The following is a 24,688-nucleotide window of genomic DNA, read 5'->3' as shown; positions in this document are numbered from 1 at the left end:
GCATCAGCCCGGCCGTGCCCCGGTGACCGACCGAACGGCCTCAGTCCAGCAGGTCGTGCCGGACGATCGTGGCCTCACGGTCCGGTCCGACGCCGATGGAGGAGATCCTTGTCCCGCTCATCTCCTCCAGCGCGAGGACGTACCGCTGCGCGTTGACCGGCAGGTCCTCGAAGGTCCGGGCACCGGAGATGTCCTCGGACCAGCCGTCGAGCTCGGCGTAGACAGGGCGGGCGTGGTGGAAGGCGGACTGGTCGATCGGCATCTCGTCGTGCCGGACGCCGTCGACGTCGTACGCGACGCAGACCGGCACCTTCTCCAGGCCGGTGAGGACGTCGAGCTTGGTCAGGACGAGGTCCGTCAGGCCGTTGATCCGGGTGGCGTAGCGGGCGACGACGGCGTCGTACCACCCGGTCCGGCGCGGCCGGCCCGTCGTGGTGCCGTACTCGCCGCCGACCTGGCGCAGGCGCTCGCCCATGTCGTCGTCCAGCTCGGTGGGGAACGGCCCCTCGCCCACCCGCGTCGTGTAGGCCTTGATGACCCCCACGACCCGGTCGATGCGGGTCGGGCCGACGCCCGAGCCGGTGCACGCCCCGGCGGCGGTGGCCGACGAGGAGGTCACGAACGGGTAGGTGCCGTGGTCGACGTCGAGCATGGTCGCCTGGCCGGCCTCGAAGACGACGGTCCGGCCGTCGTCGAGCGCCTGGTTCAGCACCAGTGCGGAGTCGGCGACCATCGGGCGCACGCGCTCCGCGTAGGACAGCAGCTCGTCGGTGATCTCGTCGACGTCGACGGCCCGGCGGTTGAAGACCTTCACCAGCATCTGGTTCTTCTGCGCCAGCGCCCCCTCGACCTTCTGGCGCAGGATCGAGGAGTCGAAGAGGTCCTGGACGCGGATGCCGACGCGGTTCATCTTGTCCGCGTAGGTCGGCCCGATGCCGCGCCCGGTGGTGCCGATCTGACGCTTGCCGAGGAACCGCTCCGTGACCTTGTCCAGCGTGCGGTTGTACGGCGGGATGATGTGCGCGCTCGCCGAGACGAGGAGCCGGGAGGTGTCCACCCCGCGCGCGTTCAGCCCGTCGATCTCCTCGAAGAGGACCTCCAGGTCGACGACGACGCCGTTGCCGATCACCGGGGTGCAGCCCGGGGAGAGGATGCCCGACGGCAGGAGGTGGAGCGCGTACTTCTCGTCCCCGACCACCACGGTGTGCCCGGCGTTGTTGCCGCCGTTGAACTTCACCACGTAGTCGACGCGCGAACCGAGCTGGTCGGTCGCCTTGCCCTTGCCCTCGTCGCCCCACTGCGCACCGACGACCACCACGGCTGGCATCTGACGTCCTCTCGCTGCCCTGCGGGCGCCGGTCGGCGCCCACCCGAGGTTACCGTGCGTCCCTGTACGGCGCCCGGGGCGTCCACCCCCGGCCCGGCCGCCCCGGCGTGCGCTCGGACCACGAGCGCACTACCGTCGACCGGGACCACCGCAAGCGCGCGTCCGAGGGCGCGCTGTCTCCTGGGGGACGCACCGCATGATCGAGATCTCGGCCTCCGCGACATCGGCGAGCGTGACAATCGCAGGAGATCTCGACCTCGCCGAGCGGGACCGGTTCCCGGAGATCACGGCCAAGGTGAGCGGCCTGCGACGCCAGCTCCTCGTGGTCGACATGTGCGAGGTCGCCTTCATGGACTCCACGGGCGCGGCGTTCCTCATGGCACTGGCGGACGCCGCCACCCGGCGCGGTGGTGCGACGGTCCTGCGCGGCACGAGCGACCGCGAGCTGTTCGTCCTGGAGATCTGCGGCGCCCTGGACATGTTCCGGATCGACCGCCAGCACCGCTGCTCCCACGTCGACTCCGACAGTCTGCGCGCCTGAGCCACCGCGAGGCCGCCCACGGGCTGCCCGCATCGCGGCGACCGGGCGGCCGGCGTCCCGGGGATGTCGGCGTCCCGTCCGCTCAGGTGGTCCCGTCCGCCGAGGTGCTCACCGGGACCGGCCCCATGGACTCCTCGCGCAGCCGTGCCCAGACCACCTTGCCGCCGGCGGTGGGACGCCAACCCCAGTCCGCGAGCCGGTCGACGATGTGCATCCCGAAGCCGCCCACCCGAGCGGCGTGGTGCTCCCGGGTGATCGGCGGCGCCGGGTTGCCGTCCTCGACCTCGATGCGCAGCCCGTCGCCGGTCGCCTGCAGGCGCAGGCCGATGCGGCCCCAGCCGTGCATGACGGCGTTGGCCATGAGCTCGGACACCACCAGCTCGGCGGCGGCGACGTTGTCGATGCCCCAGGCCGAGCAGGCGCGGCGGACCGCGTGCCGGGCTCGGCCGATCGACGCGGCGTCCGCGGGCAGCTGCCACCGTCGGCGTCGGGGGCTCGCGGCGTCGTCCTCGGTCGTGGGTCCGCCCGGCACCCTGATGACCACGACGGCGACGTCGTCCTCGGGTGCATCGGCGAGCTGAAGCAGCTCCTCCCCCACGCCGGCGGCGTCGGGGGCCAGCACGCTCGTGCACAGCTCGACGAGCGCGTCGAGGCCCTCCCGCATGCCGCGGTCGCGGCGCTCGACGAGACCGTCGGTGTAGAGCACGAGGACGTCGCCGGGCAGCACCTCCACCCGGGAGGTCGTCCGGTCGCCGGTGCCGAAGCCGATCAGCGGCCCGCCCGCCTCGTCCAGAGTCGTGGCCACGCCGTCGCGCACGAGGATCGCGGGCAGGTGCCCGGCCCGGGAGTACGCCAGGTCCCAGCCGTCGTCGTCCCGGCGGCTCAGCGTGGCGTACACCAGGGACGCCGTGCGGGGGATCCGCATCCCGGTCACCAGGGTGTCGACGCGGCCGAGCACCGTGGCGGGGTCGACGAGCTCCTGGGCATAGGCGCGCACCACCGAGCGGAGCTGCCCCATCGCGGCGGCGGCCTCGACGTCGTGCCCGACGACGTCACCGATGACGACGGCGACCGTCTCGTCGTCGAGGTTCACCACGTCGTACCAGTCCCCGCCGACCTGGGCGTGCTCGATGTTGGGGGAGTAGTAGGTCCACACGTCCATGCCGCGCACGTCCGCCTGCTCGGGCAGCATCGCGCGCTGGAGCGTCTCGGCCAGGAGGTGCTCGCGGGCGTAGAGCTGGGCGTTGTCCATCGCCATGCCGACCCGTCGGGCGACGAGCTCGAGCACGGTGCCGACCTCGTCCGGCAGCACCTCGACGGCACCGGCGACTGGCTCGTCGGTGAGGGCGTCGGAGATCGTGGCCTCGGCGGGACCGCCGTGGGGCAGCGCGACGAGCAGCCCGAGGGTCCGCTGCCTGCCGAGGACCGGCAGCACGAGGATCCCGCCGTCACCACCCGGGTGCGCGTCCAGCTGGGGACGCAGGAGCCCGACGAGGTCGGCCGTGATCGTGCCCGGGGCGGGCGGGGCGTCCCTCTCGATCCGCACGGTGCGCATCTCGTTGCTCTCGAGCAGGTCGAGGACGGGGTCGGCGTCCGCGTCCACGTGTGCCGGCCGGGGGCTGATGAACGGGGGCCGCTGGGCGATCCCCTCGACCTGCTGGAGGCCCCGCTCGAGAACGAAGAAGCCGCTCCAGGCCACCACCTGGCGGGTGATCATCTCGGCGATCGCGCGGAGCACGTCGGCGGCGTCGGCCTCCTGGAGAAGGTCCGACACGCGGGCGACGATGCTCAGGCCGAGGCGGGCGCGTCGCTCGATCTCGAGCCGCACCCGCTCCAGCTGGGCGCTCTCCACCTGCTCGGAGACATCGCGGACGACGGCGACCCACACGCGTTCCCGCAGGTCGTCCCCGCTGAGCGGCACCAGCTCGATAGCCGCCCAGTACGGTCTGCCGTCGCGGGTCATCCGGGTGGTGAGCGTGGCCGGCTCGCCGGTGGCGAGGGCGTTCGAGAGCACCTCGCGGCTGTCGGAGCCGATCCCGGACTCGCGCAGCAGGTCCGGCCCGCCGTGCAGCAGCCGGGCGCGGGAGATGCCGGTCATCTCCACGGCCGCGTCGTTGACCGCCACCACCTTCCAGCTGCCGTCGGGGCGTGCTCCGACGACGACGACGGCGTCGGGCAGCTGGCGCAGCACCGAGACCGCCCAGTGCTCGCTCGCACGCGCCGCGTGGGACCCGCTCCCCTCGGGCGCTGTCGGGCCGAATGCGGCGGTGGTACCAGCGGCGCCAAGGGCAGGGGTATTCCCCATCGAGCTCTCCGATCGTCTACGGTTCCTACGATGCCTTGAGTTCGGGCCCGGCGCACGCGGTTGCCACGCCGCGGCCGGCAAATGGAGGTGCGGTGCACGACGTGACGCAGGACCCGGCAGAGCCGGCAGCTACCCCGATTCATGAGGGCGAGGTCTCGCACGACGGCGCACCCGCCGCCGGTACGCCGTCGCCGGACGGGGTGTCGGCGCCCCGGACGGCGTCGCCGGACGGGATGACGGCGCCCCGGACGCCGTCGCCGCAGAGCGCCCCGACGCCCGACGACGACGCGGACGACGCAGGTCCCGCAGCGCCCGAAGGTGGCTCGGTCCACGTGATGGCTGCCGGGCCGCGCACCCGGCTGGTGCTCTCCGGGGACATCGACGCCGCACTGTCGACCGAGCTCGCCGACGCCGTCGAGGAGGCGACGAGTGCCGGGCTGCCGGTCCAGATCGACGCCCGCCACATCACCTTCATGGACTCCTCGGGCGTCGCGATGCTGGCGCGCCTGGCGCACCGCACTCCCGGCCGGGTCACGATGATCCAGCCGCCCGACGTCGTGCGCTTCCTGCTCGAGGTCACGCGTATCGGCGAGGTGATCGCCGTCCTCGACACCGACCCCGGGTTCGGCGACGACGACGACCTGCCGGACGGCGCCGCCTGACCCGAGGCGTCGTGCCACCAGGCGCCGCGCGGGCTCTGCCGAGACCGGAGGCCCGGCACCCCCCGCTGGGGTGCCGGGCCTCCGGCGGTGCTGAGCTCGGTCAGGCCATCTTGGTGCCGGCAGACCGCAGCCGCTGGCAGGCCTCGGCGATGCGCTCGGCCATACCGGCCTCGGCGGCCTTGCCCCAGGCGCGCGGGTCGTAGGCCTTCTTGTTGCCGACCTCGCCGTCGATCTTGAGGACGCCGTCGTAGTTCTTGAACATGTGCTCCACCACGGGGCGGGTGAAGGCGTACTGGGTGTCGGTGTCGACGTTCATCTTGATGACGCCGTTGTCGACGGCGGTCGCGATCTCCTCGGCGGTGGAGCCGGAGCCGCCGTGGAAGACGAGGTCGAACGGCTTGTCCTTGCCGACCTCCTTGCCGACGGCCTCCTGGATCTGGCCGAGGAGCTCGGGGCGCAGCCGCACGGCACCGGGCTTGTACACGCCGTGGACGTTGCCGAAGGTCAGGGCCGTGAGGTACCGGCCCTTCTCGCCGGTGCCGAGCGCGCGCACCGTGGCCAGGCCGTCCTCGACGGTGGTGTAGAGCTTCTCGTTGATCTCGGCCTCGTGGCCGTCCTCCTCGCCGCCGACGACGCCGATCTCGATCTCGAGCATCGTGCGGGCCTTCTGGGAGAGCGCGAGGAGCTCCTCGGCGATGACGAGGTTCTCCTCCAGCGGCACGGTGGAGCCGTCGAACATGTGCGACTGGAAGGTGGGCAGCTTGCTGGCGGCGACCTCCTCGGCCTCGAGCGCGAGCAGCGGCTTCACCCAGGAGTCGAGGTTCTCCTTGGTGCAGTGGTCGGTGTGCAGGGCCACGGTGACGCCGTAGTTCTTCGCGACCTCGGTGGCGTAGCGGGCAAGGGCGACGGTGCCGGTGACGCGGTCCTTGATGGTCGAGCCGGAGGCGTACTCACCGCCGCCGACCGACACCTGCAGGATGCCGTCACTCTCGGCCTCGGCGAAGCCGCGCAGCGCGGCGGTCACGGTCTGCGACGAGGTCACGTTGATGGCCGGGTAGGCGAAGCTGCCTGCCTTGGCCCGGTCGATCATCTCGGCGTAGGCCTCGGGGGTTGCGATGGGCACGTCGTATCTCCTGTGCTCGATGACTCGGTACGGGGCGATTGTCCCACCTCGCGCACCTCCAGACATAGGACGGTCGGCCCGGGGTGAGCGCCCTCACATCTAGGCGGCAGGACCGGCGTGCTGGACCATCCAGGCGTGCATGGCCACGGCCGCGGCGGCGCCGGCGTTGATCGACCTGGTCGACCCGTACTGGCGGATGTGCAGCACCTCCGTGCAGCCGGCGAGGGCCTCGGCGCTGAGCCCGGCCGATTCCTGCCCGAAGACCATGACCGCCGCGCGCGGCAGGGCCCGGCCCTCGATCGGCACGGAGCCGGGCACGTTGTCGATCCCGAGGACCGGCAGCTCCGCCTCGTGGGCCCACGCGAGCAGTCCGGCGACGTCCGCGTGGTGGCGCAGGTGCTGGTAGCGGTCGGTGACCATGGCGCCGCGCCGGTTCCACCGCCGCCGGCCGACGATGTGCACCTCGGCCACCGCGAAGGCGTTGGCGGTGCGGACGACCGACCCGATGTTCATGTCGTGGGCGAAGTTCTCGATGGCCACGTGGAGCGGGTGGCGGTGGCTGTCGACGTCGGCGACGATCGCCTCGACGGTCCAGTAGCGGTAGCGGTCGAGGACGTTGCGCCGGTCCCCGTCGGCGAGCAGCTGCGGGTCGTACCGGGGGTCGTCCGGCCACGCCGCCGGCCCGCCGGGCCAGGGCCCGACCCCGACCGTGGCGTCGTCGGCCGCTGCGACCACTGCCGCTCAGCCCATCGCGGCGAAGGCGGCCGCGACCACGACGACGACCGCGAGGATCACCAGCAGGCCGAGCAGCACGGGGTGGCGCTCGCCCCAGCTGGTCGAGCCGGGGAATGCCGCCTCGAGCTCCTTGGGCGAGAGCGGCTGGTCCGCCGTCGTGGGTGTGACGCCGAGGCCGCCCGCGAGGGCGAGGATGGCCTGCGGGTTCCACATGTCCGACCGGATCTTCAGGAACTTCTCCCCCGCCCGTCCGCGCACGAGGAGGGTCAGGTGCACGCGCGAGTCCAGCGAGCTCGCCCGGTAGGGGAAGAGGAGCACCTGCCCGATGTCGGCGAGGCTGTGCCACGTGAGGTCCCCGAACGCGGCTTGTCCCACCTGGGTGCGGGTGACGACCACCTTGGCGCGCCTGATGTAGAGCATGGTCCCGCCGAGCGCGACCGCCGCGGCGACCAGCGCGAGGACCAGCCCCGGGATCCCCTGCCGCACGACCATGAACACGGCGAAGATGATCAGGAAGATCGGCGTCGCGGTGAGGAACTTCTTGTACTGCTGGCTGTCCGGCCGCAGGACCGCGGTGCCGTCCGGTCCCCACGGCAGCGGAGGAAAGGTCGGCTGACCGTAGCCCTGCTGCCCGAGCTGCGGCGCGGGCTGCCCGTACCCCGGTTCGCCGTACGGCTGCTGCTCGGACTGGCCGTAGCCGGGCTGAACGTATCCGGCCTGACCGTAACCGGGCTGGCCGTGACCGGGCTGACCGTGGTCCTGCTGCCCGTGCCCGCCGCCCGGGATTTGCTCGTTGCTCATCGTCTCTCCCCCGTGGTGTCCGGCCTGAACCTAACGTGCGGCCCGTCCTGACCACCAGTACGTCCGGCGTCCCGGAACCACCGAAGACGCCCGGCACCGTCGACGCCGCCCCGCACCATCGTCGACGCCGCCCAGCACCATCGTCGACGCCGCCCAGCACCATCGTCGACGCCGCCCGGCACCACCGCCGACGCCGCCCAGCACCGTCGACGCCACCCGGCACCAACGTCGGCGCCGCCGCGAGCCGGCCGCTGTCGGTAGGGTCGGACCGGTTGGGTACGGCTTCCTGGCAGTACCCCGACGAGCACGCAGGAGCGGTGATGACGGACCGGATCGAGAACTGGCTGACGGACATGGACGGCGTGCTCGTCCACGAGGGCAGCGCCCTGCCCGGCGCGCCGGAGTTCATCGCCCGGCTCACCGAGCTCGAGCGGCCCTACCTCGTGCTGACGAACAACTCGATCTTCACGCCACGGGACCTCGCGGCACGGCTGGCCGCCTCCGGGATCAGCGTCCCGGAGGAGCGGATCTGGACCTCGGCGCTCGCGACGGCAACCTTCGTCAGCCAGCAGATGCCGGGCGGCAGCGCGTACGTGATCGGCGAGGCCGGCCTGACGACGGCGCTGCACGAGGCGGGCTACATCCTCACCGACACCCGCCCGGACTACGTGATCCTCGGCGAGACGCGCACCTACTCCTTCTCGGCGATCACCAAGGCCATCCGGCTCATCGCCGCCGGCGCCCGGTTCATCGCGACGAACCCGGACTCCACCGGCCCCTCGCAGGAGGGGCCGCTGCCGGCCACCGGCGCGGTCGCCGCGATGGTCACCAAGGCGACCGGACGCACGCCGTACTTCGTCGGCAAGCCGAACCCGGTGATGATCCGTGCGGCGCTCAACCGCATCGACGCCCACTCCGAGAACACCGCGATGGTCGGCGACCGGATGGACACCGACGTCCTCGCCGGCATGGAGGCGGGCCTGCGCACCTACCTGGTGCTCACCGGCTCCACCCGCGTCGAGGACGTCGAGAAGTACCCGTACCGGCCCAGCGAGGTCGGGGACTCCATCGCCGACCTGATCGACCTGATCTGACGACGTCGCGACCTCATCTGAGGACGTCGCGGCGCGATCAGCGCTGGGCGCCCTGCTCGTCCGGCGGGACGACGCCCTCGGTGGGCCGTCCGCCGTCGCGCGCCGGGTCGTAGCCGCCGCGCTGGCCGCCGAAGGACGGGCTCGCGTCCGCCCGGGCCGGCGCGGTGCGCTCCGTGCCGCGGTAGATGCCCACGTCCCCCTCACGGTCGGCGAAGCTGACGGCCGGGGCGGTACGCACGGCGGGGTCGTTCGCCTCGAAGTACTCCGCCCGACGGAAGCTGAAGAGCGAGGCGACGATGTTGGGCGGGAACGTCTCGACCTTCGTGTTGAGCTGGCGCACGTTGGCGTTGTAGAACCGGCGCCCGGCCGCGATGCGGTCCTCGGTGTTCGTCAGCTCGGCCTGCAGCCGGGTGAAGGCCTCCGCGGCCCGCAGCTCCGGGTAGGCCTCGGCGACGGCGAACAGCCGTCCCAGCGCCGCGGTCAGCTGGTTCTCCTGCTGGGCCTGCTGCGCCGGGGTGGTCCCTGGGGTGGCCGCCGCCGCCCGCGCCTCGGTGACCTCGTCGAAGACGGCGCGCTCGTGCGCCGCGTAGCCCTTGACCGTCTCGATCAGGTTGGGGATGAGGTCGTAGCGCCGGTGCAGCTCGACGTCGATCTGGCGCCAGGCCTCCTGGACGAGGTTGCGCAGCCGCACGAGACCGTTGTACGTCGCGATCGCCCAGATGAGCACGATCACCACGACCACGCCGATGATGATCAGTACGACGCCCAGCGCATCCATGCGTGCCGGTCTCCCCGCTCGTTGTTGGTGTGCCTCGCGATTCAATCACAGTGACCTGGGGCACAAGGCCCGCTCGTCACCCCTCGAGCCCGAGATCTCCCAGCCCGAGGGCCGCCAGGTACGGCACGCCGGTGGCCTCGATCGCCTCACGGGCGCCGGTGTCCCGGTCCACGACGACGGCGACGGCGACCACCTCGGCGCCGGCCTCGCGCAGCGCCTCGATGGCCTGCAGCGGGCTCCCGCCGGTGGTGGAGGTGTCCTCGAGCACGACGACGCGGCGCCCGCCCACCTCGGGCCCCTCGACGCGCCGGCGCATCCCGTGCCCCTTGGCCTCCTTGCGGACCACGAAGGCGTCGAGGTTCAGACCGCGGGAGGCGGCGGCGTGCAGGAGCGCGGTGGCGACGGGGTCGGCGCCCATGGTGAGCCCGCCGACGGCGTCGATCTCGTCCGGGCCGTAGCCCTCCTCCTCGAGCATGTCGAGCATCACGTGCCCGATGAGCGGGGCGGCGGCGTGGTGCAGGGTCGCCCGACGCATGTCGACGTAGAAGTCGGAGGTCAGGCCGGAGGCCAGGGTGACCTCGCCGCGCACGACGGCGAGGTCACGGACGAGGGCGGCCAGCCGGCCGCGCAGGGTGTCGTTGGGGTTGCTCACGCGGGCCAGCGTAGCGACGGCCGCGGCGGCCCCGCCTCAGCGCATCGCGCGGCTGCTGACCCGCGGGCCGGCGACCGCCCGCACCAGCCGGCGCGGCGCGAGCCGCAGCCCGGCGGCGAGCGCCGTGTAGCGCAGGGACGGCGTGACGACGACCTGCCCGCGACGGACCGCGGCCAGCCCGGCGGCGGCGACGCGCTCGACGTCGATCCAGCCGGCGTCTGGCCAGGCGTCGGCGTCGACCCCGGAGCGCTGGTGGAACTCGGTGCGGACGAGGCCGGGGCACAGCGCGGTGGCTGTGACCCCGGTGCCCGACAGCTCCCCGGCGAGGGCCTCCGTGAAGGTCAGCACCCACGCCTTGTGCGCCGCGTAGGTGCCCATCGCGGTGAAGGCGGACATGGAGGAGACGTTGAGGATCGCGCCGCGCCCACGAGCCACCATCGCCTCGGCGGCGGCCTTGGAGAGCACGAGCACGGCGCGGACCATCACCTCGAGCGCCTCCTCCTCGCGGGCGAGCTCACCGTCGAGCAGGTGCTGCCCGAGGCCGAACCCGGCGTTGTTGACGAGCAGCCCGACCGGCCGGTGGGCCTGGCGGATCCGGTCGACGACGGCGTCCCGGCCGGCCCGGGTCGACAGGTCGGCGGGGAGGACCTCGACCTTGACGGCGGCCGCCGAGCGGATCTGGTGGGCCACCTTCTCGAGCCGGTCGGCCGAGCGGGCCACGAGCACGAGGCGGTGCCGAGACGTCGCCAGCTGCCAGGCCAGCTCCAGCCCGATGCCGGAGGTGGCGCCCGTGACGAGTGCGGTTCCCATGGACGTCAGCGTAAGGGGGGTGCCGGGTAGCGTTCACGGCATGCGACTGGCGACCTGGAACGTGAACTCCATCCGTACGCGCCTGGATCGGGTGCTGGCGTTCCTCGACCGGTCGGGCACCGACGTCCTCGCGATGCAGGAGACGAAGTGCCGCGACGACCAGTTCCCTCTCCTGGCCTTCGAGGCGGCAGGCTACGAGGTCGTCACCCACGGTCTGAGCCAGTGGAACGGCGTGGCCGTGGCCTCCCGGGTGGGCGTCAGCGACGTCGAGATCGGGTTTCCGGGCATGCCGACCTGGGGCGACCCGGCAGCCGAGGAGGCCCGCGCCCTGGGGGTGACCTGCGACGGTGTGCGCGTGTGGAGCCTGTACGTGCCCAACGGCCGCACCGTCTCCGACCCGCACTACACCTACAAGCTGCAGTGGCTCGAGGCCCTGCGGCACGCGGCGGGCGACTGGGTGGTGAAGGACCCGGACGCGCAGATCGCCCTCGTCGGCGACTGGAACATCGCCCCGCGGGACGAGGACGTGTGGGACATGTCCAAGTTCGACGGCGCCACCCACGTCTCCGCGCCGGAGCGCGAGGCCTTCCGGGCGTTCGAGGACGTCGGCTTCACCGAGGTCACCCGCGCCCACGTCACCCAGTTCACCTACTGGGACTACCAGAAGCTGCGGTTCCCGCGGAACGAGGGCATGCGCATCGACCTGGTGCAGGCTTCCCCCGAGCTCGCCGCGCACGTCGTCGGCGCGCAGATCGACCGCGACGAGCGCAAGGGCAGGGGTGCGAGCGACCACGTGCCCGTGATCGTCGATCTCGCCTGAGGGCGGACCTGGGCCCGCCGGTAAGGTGCGCCTCATGAGCCGTCCGCCCCGTCCGCCGTCGCCCGGCCTGCCCGGCGACCCGGCCGGGCCGTACCCGGCGTACGGCCAGGCTCACCAGGGCGCGGTCGGCACGGCGCCCCGCCCGTACGGGCAGTCGTTCGGCTCGGGGCAGCCCTTCAACTCGATGCCCTACCAGCGCCCCTCGACGGCCGCGGGCCGCACGCTCGGCGTCGTCGCGATCCCGGTCGCGGTGCCGCTCGGCCCGCTCGGCGTCGTCCTCGGCGCGATCTCCTACACCAAGGCCAGGCGGGGCAACGGTCCCACCGGTCCAGGCATCGCGGCCATGATCGTCGGTGCGCTCTCGACCCTCGCGCTGACGCTGTTCATCCTCACCGCGATGGCCGCCGCGCTGTCCGCGATCGACCCCGACGCGGACGGCGGCCGGACCGGCCAGGTGCCGATCGGCGCCATGGCCGTCGGCGACTGCGCGCTGGACCTCGACGGCGGCCAGGGCGTCGTGGAGCTCGTGGACTGCGCGCAGTGGCACCAGGCCGAGACGTTCGCCGAGGTCGGTCTCGACGGGGACTACCCGGGCCAGGACGAGGTGCTCGCCGTCGCCGAGGACCTGTGCCTCGGCACCGCGAACGAGATGCTCCCGCCGGCCGTGGACGCCTCCGGCATCGGCGTCGCCACGATCGCCCCGGACGCCACGGCGTGGGACCAGGGCGTGACGTTCGCACGGTGCGTCATCGTCGACACCACCGGCCGCGACCTGATGGGGAGTCTCGCCGAGGGCACGCTCCAGACCCGCTGAGCCGCGCCGTCCTCCGCGGGCCGACGTCCGCCAGCTCAGCCCAGCGGCGCGTGCTGGGCGAGGATCGCGTCGGTCAGCGGTGGCCACGCCTCGACGGCCCAGTCACCGAAGGGCTCGGAGCCGAGGAACGCGGTGGACAGGTGGACCTCCGGGTCGACCCACAGGAAGCTGCCGGACTGGCCGAAGTGGCCGAACGTGCGCGGGGAGGAGTTCTGACCGGTCCAGTGCGGGGACTTGTGGTCGCGGATCTCGAAGCCGAGCCCCCAGTCGTTGTGCTCCTGACGCCCGTAGCCGGGCAGCACGCCCGACAGCCCAGGGAAGACCACCGACGTGGCCTCCTCGTAGAGCTCGCGGCCGAGCAGCGTCGGGTTCAGCAGCTCGCGGCCGAGCACGGCGAGGTCCTCGGCGGAGCCGGTCGCCCCGTGGGCCGGCGACCCCTCGATCAGCACGGTGGACATCCCGAGCGGGTCGACGACGGTCTCCTCGACCCAGCCGGTGAAGTCCGTGCCGACGGCGTCGGCCACGTGCTCGGCGAGCAGCTCGATCCCGAGGTTGGAGTACACGCGCCGCCGCCCCGGCTCGGACAGGGTCGCGCCGGAGTCGAAGGGGACGCCGGAGGCGTGCGCGAGGAGGTGGCGCACGGTGGCGCCGTCCGGGCCAGCGGCCTCGTCGAGGCGCACCATCCCGCGCTCGACGGCGACCAGGGTGGCGGTCGCCGACAGCAGCTTGGTCACCGACGCCCACCGGTAGGGGGTGGTGGTGTCGCCGTAGTGGGCGACGGCGTCGACCGAGTCGGTGACGACCACGCCGACGGGAAAGTCCAGCTCGCGCAGCGATTCGAAGGGATCCACGCCCTCAGCCTGCCACGAGCTCGGGGTGAGGAGCCGCTCGGCGACGACCCGGGACCGAGTGCGGCGGACGTGTCCGAGAGACGGTATTCGGCGGCAGATGGCTCGCGGTCACCGAAAGGTGCTGCGACAGTGCGGCGGCGGCAGACCCTCGCCGGCCGCCGCGGAGGTGGAAAGAACGTCAGGACTGTCCGGACGTTCTTTCCACCTCCGGCCCGGCTCGGCGGCTGTGGCCCGGGCTCGGGGGGCCCGGGTCCGCTGCAAGCGTGCGCGGCCCGCGCCCGGGTCGCGCTCAGAGTGCCGGCGCCTCCTGGCGCACACTCAGCACGAGGCCGGACTCCCCGGGTGCGGTCCCGGCGAGCACGGCCGCCGGGTCGAGCTCGGCGCGGTCCACCACCACGGTGTCGCCGTCGGTGACCTCGCCGCCGAGCAGCATCTTCGCGAGCCGGTCGCCGATCTCGCGCTGGACGAGGCGGCGCAGCGGCCGGGCGCCGTACGCCGGGTCGAAGCCCTCGAGCGCGAGCCACTCGCGGGCGCCGTCGGTGACGTCGAGGCGCAGCCGGCGGTCGGCCAGGCGGGCACCGAGCCGGTCTACCTGCAGGTCAACGATCGAGCCGAGCTCGTCGACGCTCAGCGCGTCGAAGATCACGACGTCGTCCAGCCGGTTGAGGAACTCCGGCTTGAAGGCCGCCCGGACGGCCGCCATCACGCCCTCGCGCTTCGCGGCGTCGTCCAGGCTCTGGTCCACGAGGAACTGCGAGCCGAGGTTCGACGTCAGCACGAGGATCGTGTTGCGGAAGTCGACGGTGCGGCCCTGCCCGTCGGTGAGCCGTCCGTCGTCGAGCACCTGCAGCAGGATGTCGAAGACCTCCGGGTGGGCCTTCTCCACCTCGTCCAGCAGCACCACCGAGTAGGGGCGACGCCGCACGGACTCGGTCAGCTGGCCGCCCTCCTCGTACCCGACGTACCCGGGCGGGGCGCCGACGAGCCGGGCCACCGAGTGCTTCTCGGAGTACTCGGACATGTCGATGCGGATCATGGCCCGCTCGTCGTCGAAGAGGAAGTCGGCGAGCGACTTGGCCAGCTCGGTCTTGCCGACGCCGGTGGGCCCGAGGAAGAGGAAGGAGCCGGTGGGCCGGTCGGGGTCGGCGACGCCGGCCCGGGTGCGCCGCACCGCGTCGGAGACGGCGCGGACGGCGTCGCGCTGACCGATCAGGCGCTGGCCGATGACGTCCTCCATGTGCAGGAGCTTCTCGGTCTCGCCCTGCAGGAGGCGTCCGACCGGGATGCCGGTCCAGGAGGCCACGACCTCGGCGACCTCGTCGGCCGAGACCTTGTCCGCGATCATGGGCGCCCGCGCAGAGGCTTCGTCGCGGTCGGACTCCGCGGCCTCGGCGGCGGCGATCTCGCGCTCGACGGCGGGGATCTCGCCGTTCTGCAGGCGTCCGGCGTCCTCGTAGCGGCCCTCGCGCACGGCCCGGTCGAGCTGGGTGCGCAGGTCGTCGAGCTGGACGCGCAGGTCACCGACCCGGTTGTGGCCGGCCTTCTCCTGCTCCCAGCGCGAGGTGAGGGCGGCGAGCTCCTCGGTGCGGTCGGCGAGGTCGGCGCGTAGCTTCTCCAGCCGCTCCACCGACGCCTCGTCGTCGTTGTCGACGAGGTAGGCCTCCTCCATCTTGAGGCGGTCCACCGCGCGGCGCAGGACATCGATCTCCTCCGGCGAGGAGTCGAGCTCCATGCGCAGGCGCGACGCCGCCTCGTCGACGAGGTCGATCGCCTTGTCCGGGAGCTGGCGGCCGGTGATGTAGCGGTCCGAGAGCGTCGCGGCGGCCACCAGGGCGCCGTCGGAGATCGTGACCTTGTGGTGCGCCTCGTACTTCGGGGCGATGCCGCGCAGGATCGCCACCGTGTCCTCCACGGAGGGCTCGCCGACGAAGACCTGCTGGAAACGTCGCTCGAGCGCGGGGTCCTTCTCGATGCGTTCGCGGTACTCGTCGAGCGTGGTCGCACCGACGAGGCGCAGCTCGCCGCGCGCGAGCATGGGCTTGAGCATGTTGCCCGCGTCCATGGAGCCCTCGGAGGCGCCGGCGCCGACGACGGTGTGCAGCTCGTCGATGAAGGTCACGACCTCGCCCGCGGAGGCCTTGATCTCCTCGAGCACGGCCTTCAGCCGCTCCTCGAACTCGCCGCGGTACTTCGCGCCGGCGACCATCGCGGCCAGGTCGAGCGCGATGAGCCGCTTGTTGCGCAGGGACTCGGGGACGTCGCCGTCGACGATGCGCTGGGCGAGGCCCTCGACGACGGCGGTCTTCCCGACGCCGGGGTCGCCGATGAGGACGGGGTTGTTCTTGGTCCGGCGGGAGAGCACCTGCACCACGCGCCGGATCTCCGCGTCGCGCCCGATCACCGGGTCGAGCTTGCCGTCGCGGGCGGCGGCCGTCATGTCCTGCCCGTACTTCTCCAGCGCCTTGAAGGTGCCCTCCGGGTCGGGGGAGGTCACCTTGGCGCTGCCGCGCACGTTCGGCAGGGCGGCGAGCAGGCCCTCGCGGTCCGCTCCCGCGCCGCGCAGGATCTCGCCGGCGGGACTGGTGGAGGAGGCCAGGGCGATCAGCAGGTGCTCGGTGGAGACGTACTCGTCGCCCAGCGTCCGGGCCTCGTTGCCCGCGTCGGTGATCATCGTCATCGCGGCGCGCGAGGTCTGCGGCTGCGCCACCGAGGAGCCGGAGGCGCCGGGCAGGGTGGTGAGTGCGGCGCTGACGCGCTGGGCGATGGCCGCACGGTCGGCGCCGACGGCGTCGAGGAGGGCGACGGCCACGCCGCCGTCCTGCTCGAGCAGCGCGGCGAGGACGTGGACCGGTTCGAGCTGCGGGTTGCCCGCGGCCGACGCGGCCTGGATCGCCGAGGCGATCGCCTCCTGCGACTTCGTGGTGAGCTTGTCCATGGGACCTCCGGTCAGGTGGAACGGTTCTGCTCGGATCAACCGCGGCGAAGTTGAGTCTATTCCGCTCAACCTTTGGGTGCCAGGTCTCGGCTCACCCGTCGGTGACGGGGCCGGTCAGCCGTCGGGCGAGCCGTCACTGTCGCTCGCTGCACGTTCGGCGAGGATGCCCTCGATCGCGCAGTCGACGACGTACTCAGCGACCTGCTCGACGACGCCGGCCGGTTGGCCCTGGAGCGGCCCCCGGGTCGCGAGCTCGGACAGGCCGTGGACCGCGGACCAGCACGCCCACTCGGCATTGGTGCGCCGGTCGGCCGGCAGCACCCCGGCGACGACGAGGTCGTCGAGGGCGGCGAGGAGCGTCCGGTAGGGCGGCGCGTCCGCGTGCCCGGTGGCGCCGTCCGCGTCGGTGGACCGGTCCGGGGTGAAGAAGGCGAGCCGGAACCAGCCCGGCTCGTCGATGGCGAAGGAGATGTAGGCCAGCCCGACGGCGCGCAGTCGCCGGCGGGCGCGCAACCCTGGATCCGGCTCGGAGTCGGCGTCGGCCATCCGGGTCGCCATGGCCGAGGCGAGCTCCTGCTGGGCGCGCGCGGCGACGGCGAGCACGAGGGCGTGCCGGTCGGCGAAGTGGCGGTAGGCGGCGTTGGGCGTCACACCCACGACCCGGGTGACCTCCCGGAGGCCGATCGCCTCACCCCCGCCCGAGCGGGCCAGCTCCAGCCCGGCCGCGACCAGGGCTGCGGGAAGGTCTCCGTGGTGGTAGCGGCGGCCGCCGTCTTTCACCCTTGCCTCCCTTCGGCAGCGGTGTCTACAGTGTGAACACCCCCGATGTGGACACCGTCCACACTAGTCGAGGAGAGGCTCTCGGGGGCACGACCTGCACATCCATGATGGTTCCGTGGTGGCAGCCACGGGACGTGACCCCGAGGCACGTCATGTACTCACTGACCGCCCACCCCGCCCCGAGCGGCGTCGCCGTGCGTGGCGATGCGGAGACCGTCGCGCTCACGCCGTGCCAGGAACGGGACCGGGGCGACCTGTGGTTCTCGGAGCACACGGTCCACGTCGAGCGCGCGAAATCCCTGTGCGGGAGCTGCCCCCTGCGGGCGGAGTGCCTCGCCGGCGCCGTCGAGCGGGCCGAGCCCTGGGGTGTCTGGGGCGGTCAGGTCTTCGTCGACGGCGTGATCGTGGCCCGCAAGCGCGGCCGGGGCCGGCCCCGCAAGGTCGACGCCTGAGCGGGTCGGTAGCCGCCGACCGGACCCGGTGCTCCACACCGTGAAGCGGCCGCCCAGACGGCGGATGGCGACCGGCAGCCTGGCTTAGCATTGTCTGTCGTGACCACTGCCGCCGGGGCCGCGAAACGCCTGGCCCTGGAGATCCTCGGTTGGACGCTGCTGCTCGCCGGGGTCCTCGCGCTGTTCCTGCCCGGGCCGGGCCTGCTGCTGACCTTCGCCGGCCTGGCGGTCCTGTCGACCCAGTACGCCCTGGCCAGGCGGCTCGTCGCGCCGGTGCGGGTCAGGGCCTGGCGCGCCGCGGCCGAGGGCGTGGAGACCGTCCCGCGCATGATGATGTCGATCCTCGGTGCGCTGCTCGTCGCCGCGTTCGGTGCGTTGTGGCTGTGGTCGCCGCCGACGCCGCCGTGGTGGCCGCTGCGCCCCGAGTGGTGGCTGTTCGGCGGCCCCGCGGTGGGGGTCACCCTCGTCGTCTCCAGCGTCATCGCGCTCGGGCTGCTCGGCTACGCAGCACACCGCTTCCGCGGCAAGCCGGACGCCGTCGCGCAGGTCGCCCTGATGGAGCAGCGGCACCGGGTCCGGGTGGCAGCGCGCCGGGAGGCCCGCCGCCGCCTGCAGCGGTTGCGCGACAAGCACGGCGCGTGACGCGGCGCCCGCCGGGCGGTCATCGGCACGGACGCAGCGCCCTGGGGGCGCGGGCACCCGACCGATCCAGAATTCAGCACCGCCAGTCTCACTAACCTCATCTGTCACACGGCCGATAGGACAGGACGGGCGGGACGTCTGACCCCGACCAACGCTGCACCTCTCGGGGGAACGACCTATGCGTGCTCTTCGCGCGACCATCAGCCTGACCGTCCTGACCGTGCTCGCGGCCGCGACGGCCGCGCCCGCCGCGGCAGCCACCGCCGGCGATCCCCTGCCCGCACCGGCCGAGGTCATCGTCGACCCCCTGCCCGCACCGGCCGAGGTCACCGTCTTCGCGCTGACCGGCGCCGACGGCACCCGCACCGACGTCGCGGTCGACGGCCTGGACGATTACGCGGACGCCCCCGCCCGCACGGTGGTCGAGCCGACCGGCGTCGGCGGCGCGGGGGGCACGCCCACGATGCGCATGTTCAGCACCTCCACCATCACCGTCGACGACGTCGCGGTCCTCACCCCACCGATGGCCACCGACGACTTCACCGTGGCCGCCCTGACCTGGGACGTGGACGACGCCCTGGCGGCCGATGCCCAGATGTACCTGCGGGTCCAGGACGCCGGAGCCTGGACGGACTGGGCCCCGCTCGAGGTCGACGACGCCAGGGGCGACGGCGTGGAGACGACGGCGGGGTCCGAGCCGTTCATCACCGGTGCCGGCAGCGCGGTGCAGGTCCAGATCACCGGTGCCGTGACCGATCTGCCCACGAACCTGCGCCTCGAGCTGATCCCGTCCAACGCCGCCACCGCCACCGAGGTGACCACCACCGCCGCCCCGCCCCCCGCGGTCGCACCGGCCGAGGAGATCGCCGCACCCGCCGTCGACGCCGCCACGCTGGGCAACCCCGTCGCCTTCTCCCCCGCGACGACCGCGACCGCGCCCGTGGCCGTCCCCACCGTCGTCGGGCCGGCCGGCCGGCCGTCGATCATCTCGCGGTCCGCCTGGCGCGCGGACGAGACGAAGATGCGGTGGAAGCCCTGGGAGGCGCCGCTGAAGGCGGCGGTCGTCCACCACACCGCTGGGTCGAACAGCTACACCAAGGCCCAGTCCGCCGGGATCGTGCGGGGCATCTACTACTTCCACGCCGTCACCCGAGGGTGGGGCGACATCGGCTACAACTTCCTCGTCGACAAGTACGGGCAGGTCTTCGAGGGGCGCAAGGGCTCCCTGACGGCGTCGGCGTCCCAGATGGTCGTCGGCGCCCACGCCGCGCCCGCCAACACCGGCACCGTCGGCGTGTCCCTGCTGGGCGACTACACCAAGGTCGACGCTCCCCAGGTGGGCCTGGACGCGATGACCGACGTGATCGCCTGGCGGTTCTCGCTCGCCGGGATCGATGCGACCACGAGGTCGGGCATGACCTCCACCGGCGGCACCTACGCCCGGTCCGGCTACGCCCTGCCGCGCATCTTCGGCCACGGGGCGGTCTCGTCGACCGCCTGCCCGGGTCTGGACATCCTGGACTACCTGCCGACGATGACCACCAAGGTCGCCGGGAAAGTGGCAGCCGGCGGGCCGACGACGCCGCCCGCCGTGCGGCCGTCGCCCCCTGCACCGACGTCGCCCGCGCTGCCGCTGGCGACGTTCTACCTGAACAACGCGTACACGACCCAGGCCGACGTCGTCTTCCAGTACGGCCACACCAAGACCTCCCCGTTCGTCGGGGACTGGGACGGTGACGGGGTGGACACGATCGCCGCCCGCGACGCCCAGGTGTTCTTCGTGCGCAACGCGAACAGGGTCGGCAACGCGGACACGGTCTTCGCGTACGGCAAGCCCGGCGACGTCGTCCTGGTCGGCGACTGGGACGGCGACGGGGTGGACACCCTGGCGGTGCGCCGAGGCCGGGAGTACCACATCAAGAACTCGGTGACCTCGGGCAAGGCCGACCAGGTGATCTTCTACGGCAGGCCCGGCGACGAGGTGCTGGTCGGCGACTGGGACGGCGACGGCCGTGACACGCTGACCGTGCGGCGCGGCCAGTTCTACTACGTGAAGAACTCGATCAGCACCGGCGTGGCCGACACGGTCGTCGCCTACGGCCGGCCGGCCGACGCGGTGCTCTCGGGCGACTGGGACGGCGACGGCACGGACACCTTCGCGGTGCGGCGCGGCGCCCAGTACTTGGTGAAGAACTCCATGGCCTCCGGGGTGGCGGACAAGACCCTGGTGTACGGGCGACCGACGGACTCCCCGCTCGTGGGCGACTGGGACGGCGACGGCGAGGACACGTTCGGGGTGCGTCGGATCGGGTGACGTTCGGGGACGCGCCGGATCGGACGACGTTCGGGCGCGCCGGATCGGACGACGTTCGGGGGCGCGCCGGATCGGGTGACGTTCGGGGACGCGCCGGATCGGGTGACGTTCGGGGACGCGCCGGATCGGTGACGTTCCGCGTGCGCCGCACGCCTGCGGGGGCGAGGATCGAGCCATGCAGCACGCCACCGACCGAGGGAGTTCGATGTGAGCACGCTCGACAGCACCGACCCGGACGAGCCGAGGAGCCCGGGCAACCCGGCGCACGCCCACCGGGCAGACACCTCGCCGATCTCGGCGGAGTCGCCGGACGAGCCCCGCAGCCCCGGGCCGCCGCCGGGATCCATCCCCGGGGACGACCCCACGGAGGCCGTGCGCTCGGCCGCGTCGCCGGAGGAGCCGACCAGCCCCGGCCCGGCGTCCGGATCGATCCCGCGCAACACCTGACGTCCGTCGCTGCCGTCCTGGCCCGACGTCCGGCACCCGCGACACTGCGCGACACCACGGCACAGCGGCACAGCTACGGCTCCACGGCACCACAACGCCGAGCACAGCCACGGCCCCGCCGGAGAGAGGAACGAGCATGGGACTGGACGACCTGGCACGCAAGGCCAAGGACGCCTGGCAGAACGAGAAGGTTCAGGACGCCCTCCGCTCGGAGAAGGCCGAGGGGGTGAGCGACTCCGTGCTGGACCGCGCGGCCGACGCCGCGGACCGCGTCACGGGCGGCAGGTACGCCGACAAGGTCTCCGGTGCTCGCGATGCGGCCGACGCCCGGATCGGCACCGATCAGCGGCCCGGCGCCGAGACCGAACCTCCGTCGACGCCGGACCCCTCCACCCCCGAGCCCGAGCCCGAGCGCAACCCGACGGCCCCGGACCAGCCGCCCGGGCCGCAGACGCCTGGCGCACCGACGGACCCGACGACGCCGCCGACCGCCCCGCCGACGACGCCACCGACGACCCCGGGCCCCGTCGGCGAACGCTGAGCGAACGCCGAGCGACACGGACCGGTCGCCCCACCAGCACCAGCACCGTGCAGAACGTGTCACTCGACACCCTCACCCGCCGAGCGACACGAACCGGTCGCCCCACCAGCACCAGCACCGTGCAGAACGTGTCACTCGGCCCACTCACCCGCCGAGCGAGCTCAGGTCCGCTTGCGCTCAGCCGGGCAGGCCCGGCGCGAACAGCGGCCACGGGTCGGCTGCCTCCAGCTGCGCCGCGAGGGCCAGGAGCGTCTCCTCCTGCCCCGGCCGCACCCCGCCGAGCATGACGCCGAACGGCAGCTCGACCTCGTCGACGGTCGCTCGGTGCAGCGGGACGGAGATGGCCGGCGAACCGGTGATGTTCCAGGTGGAGGTCCACGGCGTGAACGCCTTCTGCGCCGCGAAGTCGGCGGCGGGGTCGGTGTCGTCGCGCATGCTCCCGATCGGCACCGGCGGCTGCGCCAGCGTCGGCGTGAGGACGACGTCGAAGCGCGAGAAGGCGAGCGCGACCTTCCGGGTGATGTGCTGCAGGGCTGCGACGGCGTCGGCGTACTGCACGCCGGAGTAGCTCCGGCCGACCTCGCGCATCCACCGTGTCAGCGGCACGAGCTGCTGCTCCGCCTCCGGCGGGAGCGGTGCCTGGAGCGGTCCGACGGACCACACGGGCATGAAGGCGTCCCACTCCTGCGCGGCGTACGGCACCGGGGCGGCCGCGACGTCGTGCCCGAGCTCCTCGAGCAGGCGCGCCGCCCGGGCGACGGCGGCGAGCGCCTCGGGGTGGACCGGTGCGTCCGCGGCCGCGATCGGCTCCGTGAGCACCCCGACCCGGAGCCGTCCGGGGCCGCGGTCGCAGCTCTCGAGGTAGGTGGTGCGGGGGCCGGGCAGGAGGTAGGAGTCGCCGGGCCACGGCTGGGACAGCACGTCGAGGAACGCGGCGGTGTCCCGCACCGTGCGGGTGAGCACGCCGTCCACCGTCAGCCCGGCACCGTCCACCCCGTGCGGTCCCTTGGAGACGCGTCCGCGCGAGGGCTTCAGGCCCACCAGACCGCAGGCGGCGGCGGGGATCCGGATGGACCCGCCGCCGTCGTTCCCGTGCGCCGCGGGGACGATCCCGGCGGCGACGGCGGCAGCGGCCCCGCCGCTCGAGCCCCCGGCCGTGCGGGACAGGTCCCACGGGCTGCGTGCCGGCGGGGCGACGTCGGGCTCCGTGTACGGCGGCAGCCCGAGCTCCGGCGTCGTCGTCTTGCCCACCATGAGCGTGCCGGCGGCGCGCAGCAAGGTGGTCACGCCGTCGTCGACGGGGGCGACGTACCCGTGCATTGCGGCGCTGCCGCACTCGAAGGGCAGCCCGGCCACCATGGTGAGGTCCTTGACCGGCACGGGCACCCCCAGGAACGGCGGGAGGTCGGCGGTCGCGGAGCCGACGGCGTTGAGCTGCTCCGCCGCCTCACGTGCCTGGCTGCGGGCCCGCTCGTCGGCGACGTGCACGAAGGCACCCACCTCGGGACCGAGGCGATGGGCGCGCTCGAGGGTGTGCTCGGCGATCTCGACGGGACCGACCTCACCGGCCCGGACGGCGGCGGCAAGGTCGAGGGCGCTGAGCTCGTGGATCTCCGGCATGGACCGACCGTAACGGCACCTGCGGAGGCGGCGCACCGGTGCGGTCGCGAACGTCGGCGAGCCGTCGGTCCGGACGGTCCGCTCCGGTTGCCGGGCCGCCGGGGCGCCGCGAGACTCGATCTGGCAGTGCCGCATCTGGCGGCGCGTCGATCGGAGGAGACGACCATGGGTATCGGAGACCTCGGAGACAAGGCCAAGGACTTCGCGAACAGCGACAAGGGCGAGCAGATGAGCGACGACGCCCTGGAGAAGGGCTCGGACTTCGCCAGCGACAAGACCGGCGGCAAGTACGACGAGCACCTGGACAAGGGCACCGGCGCCGCCGACAAGAAGATCGGCGACGAGTAGCCCGGCCGGCCGGCAGGTCCGCGAAGGCGGCCGTCCCCGCGGGGTGGCCGCCTTCGTCGCGCCAGCGTGTCGAGCCGCCGCCTTCGTCGCACTCGCGTGTCGAGCCGCCTCCGCGCGAGCCGTCACGGTGGGTAGATTGATCGGTCTGATGAAGGGCGGGTCGACCGCCTCGGGCATGCTCAGTTCCCCTGGAGGCCGTCAGGTGAGAGGCACCCCCGGCGGCATCGCCGCCGTCCTGGCGGCCGCGGTCCTGTGGGGCACGACCGGCACCGCCGCGACGTTCGCCCCCGGCGCCGGCCCGCTGGCGATCGGCGCTGCGGCCCTCGGGGTGGGCGGGCTGCTGCAGGCGCTGATCGCCGTGCCCGCCCTGCGCCGTGCCCGTCGGGAGCTGCGCGCCCGTGCGGGTCTGGTGGCGGTCGGGGCGTCGGCGGTGGCGCTCTACCCGCTGGCGTTCTACAGCTCGATGCACCTGGCCGGGGTCGCCGTCGGCACCGTCGTCTCGCTCGCCTCGGCGCCGCTCGCCTCGGGCCTCCTCGAACGCGCGCTGGAGCGCAAGCCCCTCAGCGGGTGGTGGATGCTGGCGGCGACCCTCGGCGTGCTCGGCGCCGCGATGCTGTGCCTGTCCCGTGCCGGCGACGCGGCGGCGTCCGTCACGGCAACCGTGGCCGGGGTGGGTCTCGGCCTCGTGGCCGGCGCGACGTACGCGCTGTACTCCTGGGTGGTGCACCAGCTCATGCAGCACGGGGTGGGCCGGGCTGCGTCGATGGGTGCCGTCTTCGGGGCCGGCGGGGCCATGCTCATGCCGGTCCTGCTGCTCACCGGCGCACCCCTGCTCGCCACGGGCCAGTCGTTCGCCGTGGCTGCGTACATGGCCCTGGTGCCGATGTTCGGCGGGTACCTGCTGTTCGGCGTCGGGCTCGCCCGGGTGCGTCCGAGCACAGCGACCACCCTCACCCTCGCCGAGCCGGCCGTCGCCGCGCTGCTCGCGGTCGCCGTGGTGGGCGAACGGCTGAGCGCCGTCGGCTGGACCGGCCTGGCCGTCATCACCGCCGCGCTCGTCGTCCTGGCCCTCGCGCCGGCGAGCTCCGCCCACCTCCGGCCCGGGGCACCCGGCGCGGCACCGGCACCGGCCCCGGTCGGTGCCGGTGCCGAACCGGCCGCCGAGCTCCACCGCACCACACCCGGCGCCTGAAACGGCGCCGGCCGGCGCGCCGCCCCGGGCGCACACCGAGCAACACCCACGTGCGCACGCCGGACTTCTGATCGTGTCGACGCTCCCAGGAGTGCCCGGCACGT

Annotated in this window: 24 protein-coding genes; 12 read left to right on the top strand and 12 right to left on the bottom strand. The window is 73.3% G+C overall.

Annotated elements, in window-relative coordinates; translation table 11 throughout:
* Positions 1–40: 40 nt before the first annotated feature.
* Positions 41–1,327: an adenylosuccinate synthase gene (locus GD748_RS06875; protein ID WP_152194491.1), complete on the bottom strand. Its 1,287-nt coding sequence runs from the start codon at positions 1,325–1,327 to the stop codon at positions 41–43.
* Positions 1,328–1,523: 196 nt separating this feature from the next.
* Between GD748_RS06875 and GD748_RS06870 the strand changes: the two genes are divergently transcribed.
* The gene (locus GD748_RS06870) at positions 1,524–1,868 is read left to right on the top strand and encodes an STAS domain-containing protein (RefSeq protein ID WP_152194490.1); all 345 of its coding nucleotides are present in this window, start codon (positions 1,524–1,526) and stop codon (positions 1,866–1,868) included.
* Between the two features lie 82 nt (positions 1,869–1,950).
* Here the strand turns inward: GD748_RS06870 and GD748_RS06865 are convergent, their stop codons facing one another.
* Complete coding sequence (locus GD748_RS06865) at positions 1,951–4,173, bottom strand: ATP-binding SpoIIE family protein phosphatase (protein ID WP_152194489.1); 2,223 nt, start codon at positions 4,171–4,173, stop codon at positions 1,951–1,953.
* A gap of 92 nt (positions 4,174–4,265) precedes the next feature.
* Here GD748_RS06865 and GD748_RS19835 point away from each other — a divergent pair, with 92 nt between their 5' ends.
* On the top strand, positions 4,266–4,835 hold the full coding sequence (locus GD748_RS19835) for an STAS domain-containing protein (RefSeq protein ID WP_226920909.1): 570 nt from the start codon (positions 4,266–4,268) through the stop codon (positions 4,833–4,835).
* A 100-nt stretch (positions 4,836–4,935) separates the two neighbouring features.
* Here the strand turns inward: GD748_RS19835 and fbaA are convergent, their stop codons facing one another.
* The 3 genes from fbaA to GD748_RS06845 form a co-directional block, all read right to left on the bottom strand.
* On the bottom strand, positions 4,936–5,958 hold the full coding sequence (gene fbaA, locus GD748_RS06855; protein WP_152194488.1) for a class II fructose-bisphosphate aldolase: 1,023 nt from the start codon (positions 5,956–5,958) through the stop codon (positions 4,936–4,938).
* Positions 5,959–6,057: 99 nt separating this feature from the next.
* Positions 6,058–6,693 (bottom strand): TrmH family RNA methyltransferase, encoded by a 636-nt coding sequence (locus GD748_RS06850; protein ID WP_152194487.1) that lies wholly within the window; start codon positions 6,691–6,693, stop codon positions 6,058–6,060.
* Between the two features lie 6 nt (positions 6,694–6,699).
* Positions 6,700–7,494, bottom strand: a complete 795-nt coding sequence (locus GD748_RS06845) for a hypothetical protein (protein WP_152194486.1) — start codon at positions 7,492–7,494, stop codon at positions 6,700–6,702.
* A 320-nt stretch (positions 7,495–7,814) separates the two neighbouring features.
* Here GD748_RS06845 and GD748_RS06840 point away from each other — a divergent pair, with 320 nt between their 5' ends.
* Complete coding sequence (locus GD748_RS06840) at positions 7,815–8,588, top strand: HAD-IIA family hydrolase (RefSeq protein WP_152194485.1); 774 nt, start codon at positions 7,815–7,817, stop codon at positions 8,586–8,588.
* 37 nt (positions 8,589–8,625) lie between these two features.
* Here the strand turns inward: GD748_RS06840 and GD748_RS06835 are convergent, their stop codons facing one another.
* From GD748_RS06835 to GD748_RS06825, 3 genes are all read right to left on the bottom strand, one after another.
* On the bottom strand, positions 8,626–9,366 hold the full coding sequence (locus GD748_RS06835) for a LemA family protein (RefSeq protein ID WP_152194484.1): 741 nt from the start codon (positions 9,364–9,366) through the stop codon (positions 8,626–8,628).
* Between the two features lie 76 nt (positions 9,367–9,442).
* A complete protein-coding gene (gene pyrE, locus GD748_RS06830) occupies positions 9,443–10,018 on the bottom strand; it encodes an orotate phosphoribosyltransferase (protein ID WP_193312860.1) in 576 nt (191 codons plus the stop codon).
* Between the two features lie 36 nt (positions 10,019–10,054).
* Positions 10,055–10,828: an SDR family NAD(P)-dependent oxidoreductase gene (locus GD748_RS06825; RefSeq protein ID WP_152194483.1), complete on the bottom strand. Its 774-nt coding sequence runs from the start codon at positions 10,826–10,828 to the stop codon at positions 10,055–10,057.
* Positions 10,829–10,868: 40 nt separating this feature from the next.
* On the opposite strand from GD748_RS06825, the gene GD748_RS06820 reads away from it, so the two are divergent.
* Positions 10,869–11,648 carry an exodeoxyribonuclease III gene (locus tag GD748_RS06820; protein ID WP_152194482.1) on the top strand — a complete coding sequence of 260 codons (780 nt, stop codon included), beginning with the start codon at positions 10,869–10,871 and terminating at the stop codon, positions 11,646–11,648.
* Between the two features lie 34 nt (positions 11,649–11,682).
* Entirely contained in the window at positions 11,683–12,462 is a 780-nt protein-coding gene (locus GD748_RS06815; RefSeq protein ID WP_152194481.1) for a septum formation family protein, read from the top strand.
* Positions 12,463–12,497: 35 nt separating this feature from the next.
* Here the strand turns inward: GD748_RS06815 and GD748_RS06810 are convergent, their stop codons facing one another.
* From GD748_RS06810 to GD748_RS06800, 3 genes are all read right to left on the bottom strand, one after another.
* Positions 12,498–13,313 (bottom strand): serine hydrolase domain-containing protein, encoded by an 816-nt coding sequence (locus GD748_RS06810; protein ID WP_152194480.1) that lies wholly within the window; start codon positions 13,311–13,313, stop codon positions 12,498–12,500.
* A gap of 289 nt (positions 13,314–13,602) precedes the next feature.
* The gene (gene clpB / locus GD748_RS06805) at positions 13,603–16,248 is read right to left on the bottom strand and encodes an ATP-dependent chaperone ClpB (protein WP_152194479.1); all 2,646 of its coding nucleotides are present in this window, start codon (positions 16,246–16,248) and stop codon (positions 13,603–13,605) included.
* Between the two features lie 114 nt (positions 16,249–16,362).
* On the bottom strand, positions 16,363–17,028 hold the full coding sequence (locus GD748_RS06800) for a TetR/AcrR family transcriptional regulator (protein ID WP_152194478.1): 666 nt from the start codon (positions 17,026–17,028) through the stop codon (positions 16,363–16,365).
* Positions 17,029–17,180: 152 nt separating this feature from the next.
* Between GD748_RS06800 and GD748_RS06795 the strand changes: the two genes are divergently transcribed.
* From GD748_RS06795 to GD748_RS19830, 5 genes are all read left to right on the top strand, one after another.
* A complete protein-coding gene (locus tag GD748_RS06795; protein ID WP_152195018.1) occupies positions 17,181–17,480 on the top strand; it encodes a WhiB family transcriptional regulator in 300 nt (99 codons plus the stop codon).
* A 99-nt stretch (positions 17,481–17,579) separates the two neighbouring features.
* Positions 17,580–18,122: a PGPGW domain-containing protein gene (locus tag GD748_RS06790; protein ID WP_152194477.1), complete on the top strand. Its 543-nt coding sequence runs from the start codon at positions 17,580–17,582 to the stop codon at positions 18,120–18,122.
* Positions 18,123–18,300: 178 nt separating this feature from the next.
* On the top strand, positions 18,301–20,436 hold the full coding sequence (locus tag GD748_RS06785; RefSeq protein WP_152194476.1) for an N-acetylmuramoyl-L-alanine amidase: 2,136 nt from the start codon (positions 18,301–18,303) through the stop codon (positions 20,434–20,436).
* A 207-nt stretch (positions 20,437–20,643) separates the two neighbouring features.
* Positions 20,644–20,883, top strand: coding sequence for a hypothetical protein (locus GD748_RS06780; protein WP_152194475.1), 240 nt, complete (start codon positions 20,644–20,646; stop codon positions 20,881–20,883).
* A gap of 136 nt (positions 20,884–21,019) precedes the next feature.
* The gene (locus GD748_RS19830; RefSeq protein WP_226920907.1) at positions 21,020–21,424 is read left to right on the top strand and encodes an antitoxin; all 405 of its coding nucleotides are present in this window, start codon (positions 21,020–21,022) and stop codon (positions 21,422–21,424) included.
* A 177-nt stretch (positions 21,425–21,601) separates the two neighbouring features.
* On the opposite strand, the gene GD748_RS06770 is transcribed toward GD748_RS19830, so the two are convergent.
* Entirely contained in the window at positions 21,602–23,044 is a 1,443-nt protein-coding gene (locus GD748_RS06770; protein ID WP_152194474.1) for an amidase, read from the bottom strand.
* A gap of 165 nt (positions 23,045–23,209) precedes the next feature.
* Here GD748_RS06770 and GD748_RS06765 point away from each other — a divergent pair, with 165 nt between their 5' ends.
* Both GD748_RS06765 and GD748_RS06760 read left to right on the top strand, forming a co-directional pair.
* Positions 23,210–23,392, top strand: coding sequence for an antitoxin (locus GD748_RS06765; RefSeq protein ID WP_152194473.1), 183 nt, complete (start codon positions 23,210–23,212; stop codon positions 23,390–23,392).
* Between the two features lie 175 nt (positions 23,393–23,567).
* Entirely contained in the window at positions 23,568–24,584 is a 1,017-nt protein-coding gene (locus GD748_RS06760; protein WP_152195017.1) for a DMT family transporter, read from the top strand.
* Positions 24,585–24,688: the final 104 nt, after the last annotated feature.

The sequence above is a fragment of the Georgenia subflava genome (genome assembly GCF_009193155.1).
GTDB classification, from domain to species: domain Bacteria; phylum Actinomycetota; class Actinomycetes; order Actinomycetales; family Actinomycetaceae; genus Georgenia; species Georgenia subflava.
The sequence above is the reverse complement of the archived record's forward strand: the minus strand, read 5'-3'. Positions and strand labels throughout refer to the sequence as shown.

Coding starts and splice junctions, on each gene's coding strand:
- GD748_RS06875 (WP_152194491.1), bottom strand. CDS start 1,327: ATGCCAGCCGTGGTGGTCGTCGGTGCGCAGTGGGGCGACGAGGGCAAG.
- GD748_RS06870 (WP_152194490.1), top strand. CDS start 1,524: ATGATCGAGATCTCGGCCTCCGCGACATCGGCGAGCGTGACAATCGCA.
- GD748_RS06865 (WP_152194489.1), bottom strand. CDS start 4,173: ATGGGGAATACCCCTGCCCTTGGCGCCGCTGGTACCACCGCCGCATTC.
- GD748_RS06845 (WP_152194486.1), bottom strand. CDS start 7,494: ATGAGCAACGAGCAAATCCCGGGCGGCGGGCACGGGCAGCAGGACCAC.
- GD748_RS06840 (WP_152194485.1), top strand. CDS start 7,815: ATGACGGACCGGATCGAGAACTGGCTGACGGACATGGACGGCGTGCTC.
- GD748_RS06835 (WP_152194484.1), bottom strand. CDS start 9,366: ATGGATGCGCTGGGCGTCGTACTGATCATCATCGGCGTGGTCGTGGTG.
- GD748_RS06825 (WP_152194483.1), bottom strand. CDS start 10,828: ATGGGAACCGCACTCGTCACGGGCGCCACCTCCGGCATCGGGCTGGAG.
- GD748_RS06820 (WP_152194482.1), top strand. CDS start 10,869: ATGCGACTGGCGACCTGGAACGTGAACTCCATCCGTACGCGCCTGGAT.
- GD748_RS06815 (WP_152194481.1), top strand. CDS start 11,683: ATGAGCCGTCCGCCCCGTCCGCCGTCGCCCGGCCTGCCCGGCGACCCG.
- clpB (WP_152194479.1), bottom strand. CDS start 16,248: ATGGACAAGCTCACCACGAAGTCGCAGGAGGCGATCGCCTCGGCGATC.
- GD748_RS06795 (WP_152195018.1), top strand. CDS start 17,181: ATGTACTCACTGACCGCCCACCCCGCCCCGAGCGGCGTCGCCGTGCGT.
- GD748_RS06785 (WP_152194476.1), top strand. CDS start 18,301: ATGCGTGCTCTTCGCGCGACCATCAGCCTGACCGTCCTGACCGTGCTC.
- GD748_RS19830 (WP_226920907.1), top strand. CDS start 21,020: ATGGGACTGGACGACCTGGCACGCAAGGCCAAGGACGCCTGGCAGAAC.
- GD748_RS06770 (WP_152194474.1), bottom strand. CDS start 23,044: ATGCCGGAGATCCACGAGCTCAGCGCCCTCGACCTTGCCGCCGCCGTC.
- GD748_RS06765 (WP_152194473.1), top strand. CDS start 23,210: ATGGGTATCGGAGACCTCGGAGACAAGGCCAAGGACTTCGCGAACAGC.
- GD748_RS06760 (WP_152195017.1), top strand. CDS start 23,568: ATGCTCAGTTCCCCTGGAGGCCGTCAGGTGAGAGGCACCCCCGGCGGC.